Raw genomic sequence first — 14,639 nt, 5'->3', positions numbered from 1 at the left:
CATCACCCACTAATGCAGCGGGCGTGAAGCATCCAATTGTTTTTACTCATGATCCTATCGCGAACGGCGATAAACCGCTTTTATACAGATAGGCTTCCCCATATTGGTCTTACCCTGTCGCAGAGTTAAAGACTGTCGCATATGCGTCCAATTGTCCAAAATCGCCGCAATACAAGCATTCATAATATTGACCTTAACGTAAACGTCAAATTTTAAACAGCCGCTTTAGTGATTATGGGCTATTGTGACGCAACGTAATTCTGCGCTCCCAAAAGCCGCCTCCATCTTCACGAGAGATGCTTTAATCCACTCTATGAACCGGAAATATGCGCTCTGCTCTTGCATTCAACACCAAAATTCGCCACCTCAGTTTATGAGGTGTAAAATATGACCGATGACCGGGAAACGCTGGATATGGAAGGCCTGCTCCGCTTTTACGCGGAAGCGGGTGTTGATATGCCGCTTTCCGATACGCCGATCGATCGATTTGCAGAAGCCCAGCGTCAGCCGGTGCGTTCAGCTCCCGCGCAGCAGGAAAACCGATCAACTTCGTCAGCGGACCGCCCGCGCGCGCAACAGCAGCAACCGCGTCAGGCAGCAACGCCCTCACCGACCAGCCGCCCTGTGCAGGCTGCATCCGATGTTCCGGATAATGCCCAAATTGCACTGGCCCGCGAAGCCGCTTTGCAAGCCGCAACGCTTGATGAGCTGCGCGAAAAGCTTGCAGCCTTTGATGGCTGCAATCTGAAATTCACTGCGAAAAACCTCTGCTTTGCAGATGGTGATCCGTCGTCAGACATCATGTTCGTAGGCGAAGCACCGGGGCGTGATGAGGACATGGAAGGCTTGCCATTCGTCGGCAAATCCGGCCAACTTCTCAACCGGATGATCGAGGCTATCGGCCTCAAGCGTGAAGGCGTCTACATCGCCAACACTATTCCTTGGCGTCCGCCGGGTAATCGTACGCCAACCCCCGTCGAAACAGAACTTTGCCGCCCGTTCATCGAACGGCAGATAGAACTTGCAGCTCCCAAAGTGCTAGTTGCGCTCGGCGGCCCCGCAGGCAAGGCTTTGACAGGTGCAACGGAAGGCATTTTGCGATTACGCGGCAATTGGAAAGTGCACCGTACGCCATCGGGCATTGAGATCCCAGTCATGCCCACGCTGCATCCGGCTTATCTCTTGCGTACGCCTGCGCAGAAAAGATTTGCCTGGCGTGATTTTCTTGCTGTGAAAATGAAGCTTGCGGAACTGGCTGAATAATCTTCCCAGATTGCACGGCTCAGACAGCGAATTGTCACTAACATGCCGCAAACATACATTATTCCGCCGCTTGCACTATATCCGAACTCGACAAACGTTCTTTAAGCTTAGTGCATCGGGGAGGTTTTCATGGCCGGCCAGCTTCTGCCTATAGCTGCCTTGCTTGCAAGTACATTTCTAATGCTGCTTGCCGGTGGACTTGCAGGCATTCTCCTGCCAATCCGCGGAGGCGTTGAAGGCTGGTCAACGACCACAATTGGCTGGATGGGAACGACCTATGCGCTCGCTTTCACCATAGGCTGCATTGTTATTCCTCATCTGGTGCGGCGCGTCGGGCATGTGCGTGTATTCTCGGCACTACTTACGCTTCTATCAATCGCGTTGCTGCTTCATTCGCTCATTGTAAACCCTTATGCCTGGATGATCTTCCGCGGCATCGCAGGCTTCTCGCTTGCAGGCTCCTATATGATTATCGAGAGCTGGCTCAATGAACGCGTCACCAATGAAACGCGCGGCAAGATTTTCTCGATCTATATGATTATTACCATGCTTGGTCTCATGTGTGGCCAATACATCCTGCCATTTGGTGATGCGACGACCGTAACTTTATTCATCATCTGTGCGATCATTTATGCCAGCGCCCTGCTGCCAACCACACTTTCCAGCGCTCAGTCACCAAATCCACTGACGCAAGCTTCGTTGGACCTAAAGGGGCTTTATAGGCGCTCCCCCGCAGCCGCCGTCGGATCTTTCATCGCGGGCATAGTGGCCGGCACATGGAGCTTCCTCGCCGCCATCTATGGTGAAATGAACGGCCTTTCGACTTTTGGCATCGCCACAATGCTGGCCTGCGCAATGATTGGCGGCGCGATCTTCCAATATCCACTCGGGCGCGCTTCCGATATTGTTGATCGCCGTTTCGTCATGGTTATCGCGGGCGCTATTGGCTTTGTGCTCTCAGCCATCATGCTGCTGGTTCATCCCACATCGCCCTATGCGCTCTACATCATGATGTTTCTGTTCGGCTCAGTGCTTTACTCGATCTACAGCCTTAACGTAGCCCACGCCAACGACTATGCCGACGCGAGTGAATTTGTGAAAATTTCTGGCGGCCTGCTTATCATCTATGGCACAGGAAGCATGATCGGCCCGGCTCTATCCGGCCCACTCATGGATCTTATGGGGGCATCTGGGTTCTTTGTAACTATGGCACTGGCTTATGCAGTCTATGGCCTGCATGCTTTCTGGCGTATTCGCCGTTTCGAGCGACCAGCAGTCAGCGATCAAAAAACAGAGTTCAAAATCTACACCCCAGACGGTCAGCCTACACCTGAAACAATGCAGCTCGATCCGCGCGCAGAAGGTTCACCGGGACAGGCGTAATTTTACTGTGCCTGTTGTGGAGTATTGGTTTTGTGAGGCGCGATCGCCAACTGATGCTCACGGTAGATGATATAGCCGCCAGCGCCCATAACGATCACGCTGCCAATCAGCATCTCAAAAGTTGGAATATCCCCGAAGAATAAAAACCCAATGCCGAGGCCGAGCAGCATTGAGGTATATTCAAATGGTGCAATGGTACTCATCGGGGCATGCCGATAGCATTCGGTCAGTAAAATTTGCGCAATCCCGCCCGCAATACCTGCGCCAATCAGCATTGCGAGCTGAGGCCAGCTCGGTGCAACCCAGCCGAACGGCACACTAACCAGCGCAATAACACTTGCTGAAATCGAGAAATAGATAACGATTGTCGATGTGCGTTCGGTCTGCACAAGACGACGCACCAGCATCATGGCAAAGGCAGCCATCACGGCGCCGCCCAATGCCGCCAAGGCACCCATGGCTTCATTATGTCCGACATTGCCTTCCGCAAACAGCGTCATGCGCGGCCAGATGATAATCATCACACCGAACAAGCCGATGACGACCGCACTCCAGCGATAGAGCCGGACCACTTCATGCAGAATGAGTGCGCCAAGAACAACGGCGATAAGCGGTGATGCGTAGTTGATTGCAATTGCTTCCGGCAAAGGCAGCTTGGTCAGTGCATAAAAGCTCAGAGACATCGCGCCAACGCCGACCATGCCGCGCCAGAAATGGCTGAACCCATGGCGGGTTTGAAGAATGCCGGATAGCTGCCCGCGCAACGCAAAGTAGACCAGGATGGCAAGGACTGCGAAAAAAGATCGGAAGAATATTAACTGGCCAAGCGGGATACCATCTGCAGCCTTGAGCAAGGTCGACATACCGACAAAAACAGCGACGGAAGCGACTTTTAGGCTAATGCCCAGCATTGGATTGTTTTGAAGCAGATCAGGCTCGGCAGTTTCGCCGGTCTGAACATTTGCGGAGGCCGCGTCCGGGAGGGACTTCACAACGCAGTTCCTTAAACGGGGGATGCAGGAGCAAGGCGGGAAATTACAGTTATTGCGCTATCCATAGGCTTGTTCGCAACAAAGTGCCAGCCAAGCAAAGATCAGTAATTAAAAAATATTGAGCAACTTCGCTTTTCTTGTCGTTTGCTAAAAAGCCGGATACGACTCTCGTATCGAAGTGATCACAAAGAAGAGTTTCGCAATGCGTACTGAAACCGGCCAGACATTCCGCCTCGAAGATTATCGCCCGACACCTTACGCAATTCCTCAAACGAAACTCGATTTCACACTTGAGCCCGAGAAAACGATCGTTCGCGCCGAACTGACTATTGAGCGCCGCGCTGGAACGGCTGCTGATACACCACTTGTTCTGGATGGTGACGAGCTGAACTTCGTCAGCATCAGCCTGGATGGGAAGGCGCTCAATGATAACAGCTACTCAGTGACGCCGGATAAACTCGAAATCACTGACCTTCCCGACGCTGAGCGTTTCACTCTGGAAATCGTCACCGAAGTTAATCCCACTACAAACCGACAGCTTTCCGGGCTTTACCGCTCAAGCTATGTCTATTGCACGCAATGCGAGGCAGAAGGTTTTCGGCGCATCACCTATTATTATGATCGTCCAGACGTTCTCTCAGTTTATACGGTTCGTATTGACGCGGAAAAGGCTGCTGCACCAATACTGCTGGCAAATGGCAATCCCGTCGAACACGGCGCTGTCGCCGGTAATGCCGACAGACATTTTGCCGTCTGGCACGACCCACACCCCAAGCCTTCCTATTTGTTCGCCCTTGTTGCTGGCTCGCTTGATGTCGTGAAGGATCATTTCACGACACAATCAGGGCGTCCTGTCGACCTCGCCATCTATGTTGAACATGGCAAAGAGAATCGCGCACTTTATGCGATGGATGCGTTGAAACGTTCCATGCGTTGGGACGAAGAAAAGTTCGGCCGCGAATATGACCTCGATGTCTTCAACATCGTTGCCGTCTCGGACTTCAACATGGGGGCTATGGAAAACAAGGGCCTCAATGTCTTTAACGACAAATATGTGCTGGCCGACCCCGAAACGGCAACGGATGTCGATTATGCTGGCATCGAAGCCGTGATCGCGCACGAATATTTCCATAACTGGACCGGCAATCGCATCACCTGCCGCGACTGGTTCCAGTTGTGCCTCAAGGAAGGCCTGACGGTTTATCGCGACCATGAATTTTCGGCCGACGAACGCTCGCGTCCGGTAAAGCGCATCGCAGAAGTGAAAATACTGAAAGCCCAGCAGTTCCCGGAGGATAGCGGCCCCCTTTCGCATCCGGTACGCCCGCGTGAATATAGCGAGATCAACAACTTCTATACGGCGACCGTTTATGAAAAAGGTTCGGAAGTGGTGCGTATGATCCGAACGATCATCGGCCCCGAACTGTTCCGCAAAGGTATGGATCTCTATTTTGAGCGCCATGATGGCGATGCTGCAACCATTGAAGACTTCATCAAAGTTTTTTCCGATGTCTCCGGCCAAGACTTCTCGCAATTTGCGCTCTGGTATGATCAGTCGGGCACACCAAAGGTTGAAGCGAGCTTCAGTTTTGATGCGGCAAAAGAAACTTACACCATCAGTTTCACACAATCCCTCGCACCCACGCCCGGTCAGCCGGTAAAAAAACCGATGCATATTCCGATCGCCTTTGGCTTGTTGGGATCGGATGGCAAAGATATTCAACCTTCCTCTGTCGAAGGTGGAGATGTGAACGATGGCGTCATTCATCTGCATCGTGTTTCGGAAACGCTAACGTTCCATGGGATCAAGGAACGCCCAGTCCCCTCGCTGTTGCGTGGTTTTTCCGCCCCGATCAATCTGGTCTCACCGCTTAACTCGGAAGACCGAGCCTTCCTCGCTCTCAATGACAGCGACCCGGTTGCCCGCTGGCAGGCTCTGACCGGCATCTTTACACAAGCCTTGCTCGAAGGCGCTAAGAGAGTGCGTGGCGGCTACTTGCCGGAGACCGATGCCAAAATTATCGAACTTGCCGGACGTATTGCCTCGGATGAAAGCCTTGATGCCGCTTTCCGTGCACTATGTCTGACTTTGCCAAGCGAAAGCGACATTGCGCGTGAGATGGGCGAGAATGTTGACCCCGATGCAATCTATGCAAGCCGCGACCATCTGATTGCTGCGATTGGTTCCGCCTATGTGAAAGACTTCGCAGCACTTTACACACGGCTGGAGCAACAGGATGCATTCTCTCCTGATGCTGTATCAGCGGGCAAGCGCGCTCTGCGGAATGTGCTGCTTGATTACCTCAGCCGTCACGAGAATAGCCCGGCGCGTGCTGCACAGCAGTTTGCAGACGGCGATAACATGACCGAACGTGCAGCAGCCTTAAGCGTGCTGGTGCATCGCTTTGGAGATAGCCATGAAGCTCAGGGCGCGCTTGCGTCATTTGAAAGACGCTTCGGCGACGATGGCTTGGTAATGGACAAATGGTTCATCGTGCAGGCAACCCGACCGGGCGACAAGGCACTTGAAGCCGTTCGAGCTTTGACGAAACACAAGCTGCTTTCGTTTGATAATCCGAACCGCGTACGTGCATTGATCGGCGCATTCTCGGCGAGCAATCCAACGGGCTTTAATCGCAAAGATGGCGCGGCTTACAACTTCTTTGCCGATATCATTCTGGCAATCGACCCAGAAAACCCGCAACTCGCAGCTCGCCTTCTCACAGCATTGCGGTCGTGGCGTTCGCTGGAAGATGCCCGTCGTGAACATGCTCGTGCAGCCCTCGCCCGCATTGCAGGGACGCAGAAGCTGTCGACTGATCTACGGGACATCGTCGACAGAACGCTTGCTTGATTCGCGAATCAGCTGATTGATTCTCTACTTCATCAAACTCGGCCTCTGAACAGGCCGGGTTTGGCCGTTGCGCAGATATTCAAGCAAAGCTGCATAAAACCTGAAAAGGCTTCCGGCTTTCATGAGTCTTTTCAGGGTGTTAGATGGGCGCGCTCTCAAACTGATTCCGTTTAACAGATTGAGATTCAACGGAAAATCCAAATTCACGAATGGTGTTTTTTACGTCTCGTTAACGAATTCACTGGACAGCACGAATCACTTTTGATTCATTGACGTTGTTCGGAGATGGCGTATTCCGAAACATTTTGAGTAGAGATTTCAGTTCACGCGGCAAAAGCAGTTCTGGGCGGACAGCGCTTTGAGCGCATCTTGGGAACTGTTACGGCAAATCAAAGAGGGGCCAATAGATGGCGAGCACCGACGCGTACGACGCGACGGCGGGGAAGCGTCGCGACTCCGGACGGAAGCGAAAGAAAGGCAGGCTTTCTGGCCATGCCAAGCTTCTTGCAGGCCCTGCTTATGGCAAATTCGCAGCGGTTGAACCCGCGTTGCGCCGCCTTGTTCCGGCTCTCATCATCATATTCCTGATCATACTCGGTGTGGCTCGTGTTTTCTCGATGCTGTCATGGCGCGAAGACATTGAGCTTCAGCACAAAGCCGCCCTTTCCGCTGCGACGGCCAATCTGGCGCAGATGATTGAGCGTGCAGCCAATGGAACGCAGGCTGGCGCTCAGATGTCACCAAAAGACCTCGATAATACAATTGCCGAATTTCGGTCGCGCGGACTGTCCTCCAGCGGCATGACCGTTGCTCTGGTCAATGATGACTCCGTTATTGTCACCGCTTCCGGCCCTGCAACGGACATTATCGGCAAACGGGCTGACGATGTGTTCAGCGACATCCAGCCACTTTTCATGTTTGCGGAGCGCGCAGGCGTTCTGACTATCGTCATGAACGGTGAAGCCGCTTACGGCACTGTATCCAAACCTATGACTGTGCCCTATGCGATTGTGGCCGCGGAACCGGAAAGTACAATCTTTGCCGAATGGAAGCGCGCAGTCTCCCTGAACGTGACGCTGTTTGCAGGCACGACAGGCGTGATGTTTGCCATCCTTTATGCCTATTTCAGTCAGGCAGCGCGCGCTCGCGAAGCTGACGACCTTTCCGGGCAGATTCAGCGCCGCATCGATATGGCGCTTGCGCGTGGCCGTGGTGGTCTATGGGATTGGGACATGGCACGCGGGCGCATCTACTGGTCGCGCTCTATGTATGAAATGCTGGGTTATGAAGCGCAGGATGCGGTTCTCGCCTTTGGCGACGTTTCAGCCATCATCAATCCTGAGGACGGCGATCTCTATTCAATTGCTGAACAGGCCGCGGCGGGCGATATTTCCCACGTCGATCGCGTATTCCGTATGCGCCATGCCGATGGTTCTTGGGTCTGGATGCGAGTTCGTGCGGAAATTGCCGCAGAGAATGACCTGCATCTGGTGGGCATTGCCTTTGACGTCAGCGAACAGCACCGTTTTGCGCAGCAAACGGCTGAAGCCGATATGCGCATCCGTGAGGCCATTGAAAACATTTCCGAGGCCTTCGTTTTGTGGGATGCCAATAATCGTCTGGTGATGGCAAATTCCAAGTTCAGTGAATATGCGGGGCTTCCAGTCTGGACACTAAAGCCAGGCGTTCCGCGCAATGAAGTCGATGCCCATACACGTCCATTCAGCTTTGAGCGTCGCATGGCCAACGAGCATAACCGTGCAGGTGGTCAGACCTTCGAACGACAGCTGAGCGATGGACGCTGGTTGCAGGTCAACGAACGCCGTACGCAGGACGGCGGACTTGTTTCCATCGGCACCGACATTACGCAGATCAAGCAGCATCAGGAGCGTCTGGTCGATAGCGAACGTCGCCTCATGGCAACCATTCACGATCTTTCGATAGCCCGTAAGGGTGAGCGCGACCGCGTTCGTGAACTGTCGGAACTGGCTCGCAAATATGGTCAGGAAAAGGAACGCGCTGAAGCTGCAAACCGAGCGAAGTCTGAATTCCTCGCCAACATGTCTCATGAGTTGCGCACGCCGCTCAACGCAATTATCGGCTTCTCCGAAATGATCCAAGCCGGCACCTTCGGGCCACTTGGTTCTGATCGCTACGAAGAATATATCAACGACATTCACACCAGCGGCAACTTCCTGCTCAACGTTATCAATGACATTCTGGATATGTCGAAGATCGAAGCTGGTCATTTCTCACTTGATCGCGAAGAGATAGACCTTTGCCCGCTGATCAATGAAACCGTACGCATGATCTCGCTGCAGGCAGACGAAAAGAACATCACAGTCGAGACGCGTATCGAAGAAGCGATGCAGCTCAATGCCGACCGTCGTGCGGTCAAGCAGGTGCTGATCAATCTGCTTTCCAATGCGGTAAAATTCACCTCGCATAACGGACACATCACGGTACGCGCTCGTAAAACCGGATCGGCCCTGTTCATGACAATTCAGGATACAGGCGTAGGCATTCCAAAGTCTGCCTTGCGGAAAATCGGCCAGCCGTTCGAGCAAGTGGAAAACCAGTTTACCAAGACGCATAGCGGCTCAGGCCTTGGCCTCGCAATTACGCGCTCACTTGCAGAACTGCATGGTGGCTGGCTGCGTATCCGCTCGACCGAGGGCATTGGCACAGTAGTTTCCGTCTGCATTCCAGACCGCAGACAGAAAGCCATCGTCAGTCATGAGGCAGAAATCCACGCAGCCTGATTGGATCCTAGAGCATTTCACGTTTCAATTTAACCAATGGAAATGCTCAATCTGTTTGCTTCGGGATGCGCTTGATACCAAGGCGCGAAGATGCTGACACATCACGCCTTGAAAAAGTTCAATCGCCACTCGGGCTTAACCAAAACTCCATGAGTCATACTCATGGAGTTTTGGTATAAGTTTATTTAATCAGCTCATCAAAACTGGCCCGAACACTTGTCGCCAGTTCCGCCAATTGATGTTCGACGCGCTTGATGTCCGGCAATTCGGCAGCGCGACAGAGAAGGTCGATCATCCCCGGAATGAACTCTTCCCGCGATGCGTCGCTGCCCAGGCATAGGCGAATTGTCTGGCTGAGATTGGTGTAGAAGCGATGTGCCTCCACCAGCATGTCGCTTGATGCCGGATCGGCAAAGGACGGGTCCAGTCCTGAAAGCACATCTTCGGTTCCAAGCGGTCTAGGCCCAGTGACCAGCTTGCCCGTTAGAACTGCAAATTGCGCGATAAATTCGAGATCGACAATGCCACCGGGTTTCAACTTGAAATCCCAGTCATCCCGTGGTGGCTTTTCCTGATAGATAAGATCGCGCATTTCGCGCACGTCTTTTGCGGTCTTCGTTGTATCGCGTGGCGCTGAAAGCACCTCATCGATCTCATCTTTGATGAAATCAATAAAATCAGCATCTCCATGGATCGGGCGAGCACGCGTCAGTGCCATATGCTCCCATGTCCACGCTTCACTACGCTGATATTTGCCAAAAGATTCAATGTGTGTAGCAACCGGCCCCTTATTACCGGAAGGACGAAGCCGCATATCAACTTCATAAAGCACGCCCTCGGCTGTCGGCGCAGACAGTGCAGCGATCAGACGCTGCGTAAGGCGAATGTAATACTGAGAAGGCGCAAGAGGCTTCTCACCGTCGGTCTCATCGGTGTCAACGTCGTGATCGTAGAGAAGGATCAAATCGACATCTGAGCCAGCAGTCAGCTCGCGACTGCCAAGTTTACCCATAGCAAGCAGCGCCACTTTAGCGCCCGGAACCTTGCCATGTCGGCGTTGTAATTCCGTCTCCACGGCCTCGAATGCCTTGCCTATCATAAGCTCGGCGAGATCAGAGAAAGCACGCCCTGCCCGCACACCATCAATCGCGCCGGTCAAAAGCCGGATACCAATCAGGAAACGATGTTCGGCTGCGAAGATGCGCAGACGATCAAGCACCTCCTCATAATCACTGGCTGATCCGAGAAACGCGCGGAGCCGCTCTTCCAGATAGTGACGCGTCGGCATTTCTGAGAAAATTGCCGGATCGAGCAGACCATCAAAGACATGCGGGTTACGGGTTATGACTTCTGCAAGACGAGGTGCCGCACTCATGATCATGACAATCAGATTGAGCAGACGCGGATTGGATTGCAGCAGGCTGAAAAGCTGGATGCCCGACGGAAGCCCTTGCAAAAAGCTGTCAAAGCGCAGCAAGGATTCATCGGCACGCTTGGTTTCGGCAAAGGCTTGTAAAAGTGCGGGTGTCAGTTCGGTCAGGCGTTCGCGCGCCTCGGCTGATTGCGTGGCGCGATAGCGCCCAAAGTGCCAGGTACGGATTACACGGCAAATATCGCTCGGCCGTTCAAAACCCATCGATGAGAGCGTTTCGAGCGTACCTGGATCATCAACATCACCGGTGAAGACGAGGTTGCCGCCGGTCGCTGTACCCAGTTCAGGGGCTTGCTCAAACAATGCCGCATACTGCTTTTCAACGACCTTGAGTGCAGCAAGAAAAACATCGGAAAACTCTGCTGGATCGGCATAGCTCATCATACGAGCGACGCGCGCAAAGCCTTCGTCGTCTTCCGGCAGAATATGCGTCTGCTCGTCGGCGATCATCTGAATACGGTGCTCAACGTCGCGCAGGAAATAATATTCCTTTGCAAGCGCATCGCGTGCTTTCTCGGTGATCCAGCCACGTTCAGCAAGCCGGGCAAGCATCGGCACGGTCTGGTTGCCGCGCAACTCAGGGAAACGCCCACCGGCAATCAATTGCTGCGTCTGCACGAAGAACTCGATTTCGCGGATACCGCCGCGCCCAAGCTTCACATTATGGCCACGCACGGCAATATCGCCATGCCCCTTATGAGCGTGGATCTGTCGCTTGATCGAATGCACATCGGCAATCGCAGCATAGTCGAGATATTTTCGCCAGACATAAGGGGCGAGCTCGGCCAGCACCTGCAGACCAGATTCACGATCACCAGCAACTGGTCGTGCCTTGATCATGGCAGCGCGTTCCCAATTCTGGCCACGACCTTCGTAATAGTGCAACGCTGCGCTCACCGGAATTGCAAGCGGCGTTGATCCCGGATCAGGACGCAAGCGCAAATCAACACGGAAGACATAACCATCCGCAGTACGGTCCTGCAGAATTCGGACAAGACGGCGCGTCAACCGTGAGAACGTATCAACACATTCATAGGGATCGATAATTGATGGGCGTTCGGAATCAATGAAAACAATGAGATCGATGTCTGACGAGTAATTGAGCTCACGCGCACCGAATTTGCCCATGCCGAGCACAATCCAGCCGCTCTCTTTTTCAGGATTGGCTTGGTCGACCAGCTTGATCTTACCCGCACGATCCGCATCGCGAAGCAGGAAGCGAATGGCTGCACCGGTGCAAGCTTCGGCCAGATCGGTGAGCCAGCCGGTTGTCGTTTCCGTATTGAAAACCTGCCCTAGATCGCAAAGCGCAATCAGCACATGGGCTTCGCGCTTCAATCGGCGTAGATCGGACATAAGCGAAGTTTCGCTCGCCCCCTCTTCCGTGCCACTGGCCGATATTTCGCCCATGATGTCACTGAGTGCAGTCTCGGGTGTTTTTGCAATCAGACGCTGCAGAATTCCAGGATGACGCGTCAGAGCTTCACGAATGAAGGGGGAAAGATCTAGAACAGCCGCAAGAAAGGCTTCCGCTTTGGGCTGATGCAACAGCGCATCGACGTCGGAAAGATTTTCTTCCTTGGACCGTTGGATGAGATCAGTAAAAAACGATTTTGCACGCCCACTATCAAGGGGTGTCAGCCCACAAAGGTTTCGGTCGAAAAACAGTGCCTTTGTGTCTTCAGCCGCCATGGTCCCCTCATTCATGCGAGTATTAAGATCAGCTGTCCTTCAACAACGGAAACTCGAGAACTGCACGCAGGCCCGGTCCATTGTCTTCCAGACGCAGAGCGCCACCGTGCAACTTCATAACTGCCTTGGCAAGACTTAAACCAAGACCCGATCCGGGCTGCGTACGGCTTTCCTCAAGACGCACGAAGCGTTCAGTTGCCTGCTCACGTTTATCTTCCGGGATGCCGGGGCCATTATCAGCCACCACAATGCGTACCCACTGCTGATCACGTTCCATGGAAAGCGTGACTGTTGCGGTGTTTTCACTATTCAGCGCATATTTAATGGCGTTATCGACAAGGTTGGAAACGGTCTGACCGACAAGCTCACGATTGATATGCAAAGGCACGTCAATCAGATCACCAAGAGTAAGCTTTACGCCAGCGTCTTCGGCAACCGGCTCATACATTTCCGACACATCGCTGACGATTGGCGCGACCGACATATTCTCCAGATTTTCCGAAGAATAGCCCGCTTCCAAGCGTGAGATCATAAGGATCGCATTAAAAGTACGGATCAGCTGATCGGATTCACCGATGATGTCTTCCAGCGCTTCACGATATTCTGTTCCTGCTTTTTTGCCTGAGAGCGCTTCTTCCGCCCGATTGCGCAAGCGGGTGAGCGGCGTCTTGAGGTCGTGAGCAATATTATCGGATACCTGCTTCAAACCTTCGTTGAGCTCCAGAATTCGTCCAAGCATGACATTGAGGTTGCCAGAAAGACGATCAAACTCATCGCCGGAACCATTAACAGGCAACCGACCAGTCAGATCGCCATCCATAATGCGTTGCGAAGCACGCGAAACTTCATCAATACGCTTGAGTGCTCGACGGCCCACAAAGAACCAGATCAACAGCGCGCCGACACCCATAATGCCGAGCGCCAACATAAGCGATCGGCGTACCAGATCGCGGAACCGTTCCGGTTCACCAAGATCGCGACCAACCAGAAGACGCATGCCATTCGGAAGCGCGATCACCACAGCAATTGCGCGATGCTCGGTTTCCGTGCCCTGCTCACCATAGCGGCGATATTTGAAGGCTCGTTCAACGATGCCGTCAGTGTCCAGAACGCCCGGTTCAACGCCTTCTACGTTGCCAGAAAGAATCCGCCCCGATGGATCAGCAACGAGATAGAGATAGGCGCCGGGTTGACGCGACCGATAATCAATCGTGCGTACGAGCTGCGGAATGCCGCCACGCGCATAGGCCTTACCAATGCTCGCAACTTCTTCACCCAGTGCTTCCTGCGTCTGGGTATTGATAATCGAAGCGGAAAGATTGGTCATGTAAAAGACCAATGCCACCGCACCAACAGCAAACAATAGCAGATAGAGTGTCGATAGTCGCGCAGCTGTCGTGCGCATGAGCGCAGAAAAGCGACCCATCATTCCACCTTGGCACTCGCTGATGAGCTTTTAGCGCGTCCAGCTTTCAACATGTAGCCGGCGCCACGCACTGTATGCAAAAGCGGGCCATCGAAGCCCTTCTCGATCTTGGAGCGCAGGCGCGAGATATGGACGTCGATCACGTTGGTCTGAGGATCAAAATGATAATCCCAAACATTTTCAAGCAGCATAGTACGTGTCACGACCTGACCTGCATGGCGCATCAGATATTCGAGCAGACGAAACTCACGCGGCTGAAGTGTGATGTCTACATCCTGTCGGCGCGCAGTGTGTGCGAGGCGATCAAGCTCCAGATCGCCAACACGATAAATCGTGTCCGCTTCGCGAGGGCTTGAACGGCGCTGCAAAACTTCAACACGAGCCAGAAGCTCGGAAAATGCGTAAGGTTTGGTCAGATAATCGTCACCGCCTGCGCGAAGTCCTGTCACGCGATCATCTACTTCGCCAAGGGCAGAAAGGATAAGAACCGGCGTTTCCATGCCTTTCGCACGCAGCCCGGCGACCACAGAAAGGCCATCGCGCTTCGGCAACATCCGGTCAACGACCAGCACATCATAGCTACCGTTTTCAGCCAACGTATAACCAATCTCACCATCGCCAGCAATGTCGGCAGAATGGCCAGCCTCGATAAAGGCCTTCTCAAGATAGCGGGCCGCTTCGCGGTCGTCTTCAATAACGAGAATCTTCATGGCGCCACCCTAAAGCATGTCGGGGAAAAGTTGGAACGAGTTTCTTCCTTTGACGACACGCGTAAAAACAAAGTTCGATGTGGTAAATGGAGCAATGCCAGGCGGACTGACCGCCTGGCATCTGA

8 protein-coding genes are annotated in these 14,639 nt (G+C 53.4%); 4 read left to right on the top strand and 4 right to left on the bottom strand.

Going from position 1 to position 14,639, the window contains the following annotated elements:
* Positions 1-387: 387 nt before the first annotated feature.
* Together CEV34_RS10385 and CEV34_RS10380 are read left to right on the top strand one after the other, a co-directional pair.
* Positions 388-1,263: a uracil-DNA glycosylase gene (locus tag CEV34_RS10385; protein ID WP_007874233.1), complete on the top strand. Its 876-nt coding sequence runs from the start codon at positions 388-390 to the stop codon at positions 1,261-1,263.
* 129 nt (positions 1,264-1,392) lie between these two features.
* Positions 1,393-2,646, top strand: a complete 1,254-nt coding sequence (locus tag CEV34_RS10380) for an MFS transporter (protein WP_007874231.1) — start codon at positions 1,393-1,395, stop codon at positions 2,644-2,646.
* A gap of 2 nt (positions 2,647-2,648) precedes the next feature.
* On the opposite strand, the gene CEV34_RS10375 is transcribed toward CEV34_RS10380, so the two are convergent.
* Positions 2,649-3,557 (bottom strand): DMT family transporter, encoded by a 909-nt coding sequence (locus CEV34_RS10375; RefSeq protein WP_039859604.1) that lies wholly within the window; start codon positions 3,555-3,557, stop codon positions 2,649-2,651.
* A gap of 283 nt (positions 3,558-3,840) precedes the next feature.
* On the opposite strand from CEV34_RS10375, the gene pepN reads away from it, so the two are divergent.
* Positions 3,841-6,492, top strand: coding sequence for an aminopeptidase N (gene pepN / locus CEV34_RS10370; RefSeq protein WP_007874227.1), 2,652 nt, complete (start codon positions 3,841-3,843; stop codon positions 6,490-6,492).
* A 407-nt stretch (positions 6,493-6,899) separates the two neighbouring features.
* The gene (locus CEV34_RS10365; protein ID WP_007874220.1) at positions 6,900-9,254 is read left to right on the top strand and encodes a PAS domain-containing sensor histidine kinase; all 2,355 of its coding nucleotides are present in this window, start codon (positions 6,900-6,902) and stop codon (positions 9,252-9,254) included.
* Positions 9,255-9,435: 181 nt separating this feature from the next.
* Here the strand turns inward: CEV34_RS10365 and CEV34_RS10360 are convergent, their stop codons facing one another.
* From CEV34_RS10360 to CEV34_RS10350, 3 genes are read right to left on the bottom strand one after another with little or no spacing between them, the layout of a single operon-like run.
* Entirely contained in the window at positions 9,436-12,378 is a 2,943-nt protein-coding gene (locus CEV34_RS10360) for a bifunctional [glutamine synthetase] adenylyltransferase/[glutamine synthetase]-adenylyl-L-tyrosine phosphorylase (RefSeq protein WP_039859601.1), read from the bottom strand.
* 28 nt (positions 12,379-12,406) lie between these two features.
* Positions 12,407-13,807, bottom strand: a complete 1,401-nt coding sequence (locus CEV34_RS10355; RefSeq protein ID WP_083898624.1) for a sensor histidine kinase — start codon at positions 13,805-13,807, stop codon at positions 12,407-12,409.
* Positions 13,804-14,514, bottom strand: a complete 711-nt coding sequence (locus CEV34_RS10350) for a response regulator transcription factor (protein ID WP_007874215.1) — start codon at positions 14,512-14,514, stop codon at positions 13,804-13,806. Before CEV34_RS10350 ends, CEV34_RS10355 begins: the two co-directional genes overlap by 4 nt.
* Positions 14,515-14,639: the final 125 nt, after the last annotated feature.

This window comes from Brucella pseudogrignonensis (assembly GCF_002252525.1).
Taxonomy (GTDB): domain Bacteria; phylum Pseudomonadota; class Alphaproteobacteria; order Rhizobiales; family Rhizobiaceae; genus Brucella; species Brucella pseudogrignonensis.
Note: the sequence above shows the minus strand (reverse complement) of the source record. Positions and strands in the feature narration are given on the sequence as shown.

Coding starts and splice junctions, on each gene's coding strand:
- CEV34_RS10385 (WP_007874233.1), top strand. CDS start 388: ATGACCGATGACCGGGAAACGCTGGATATGGAAGGCCTGCTCCGCTTT.
- CEV34_RS10380 (WP_007874231.1), top strand. CDS start 1,393: ATGGCCGGCCAGCTTCTGCCTATAGCTGCCTTGCTTGCAAGTACATTT.
- CEV34_RS10375 (WP_039859604.1), bottom strand. CDS start 3,557: ATGCTGGGCATTAGCCTAAAAGTCGCTTCCGTCGCTGTTTTTGTCGGT.
- pepN (WP_007874227.1), top strand. CDS start 3,841: ATGCGTACTGAAACCGGCCAGACATTCCGCCTCGAAGATTATCGCCCG.
- CEV34_RS10365 (WP_007874220.1), top strand. CDS start 6,900: ATGGCGAGCACCGACGCGTACGACGCGACGGCGGGGAAGCGTCGCGAC.
- CEV34_RS10360 (WP_039859601.1), bottom strand. CDS start 12,378: ATGGCGGCTGAAGACACAAAGGCACTGTTTTTCGACCGAAACCTTTGT.
- CEV34_RS10355 (WP_083898624.1), bottom strand. CDS start 13,807: ATGATGGGTCGCTTTTCTGCGCTCATGCGCACGACAGCTGCGCGACTA.
- CEV34_RS10350 (WP_007874215.1), bottom strand. CDS start 14,514: ATGAAGATTCTCGTTATTGAAGACGACCGCGAAGCGGCCCGCTATCTT.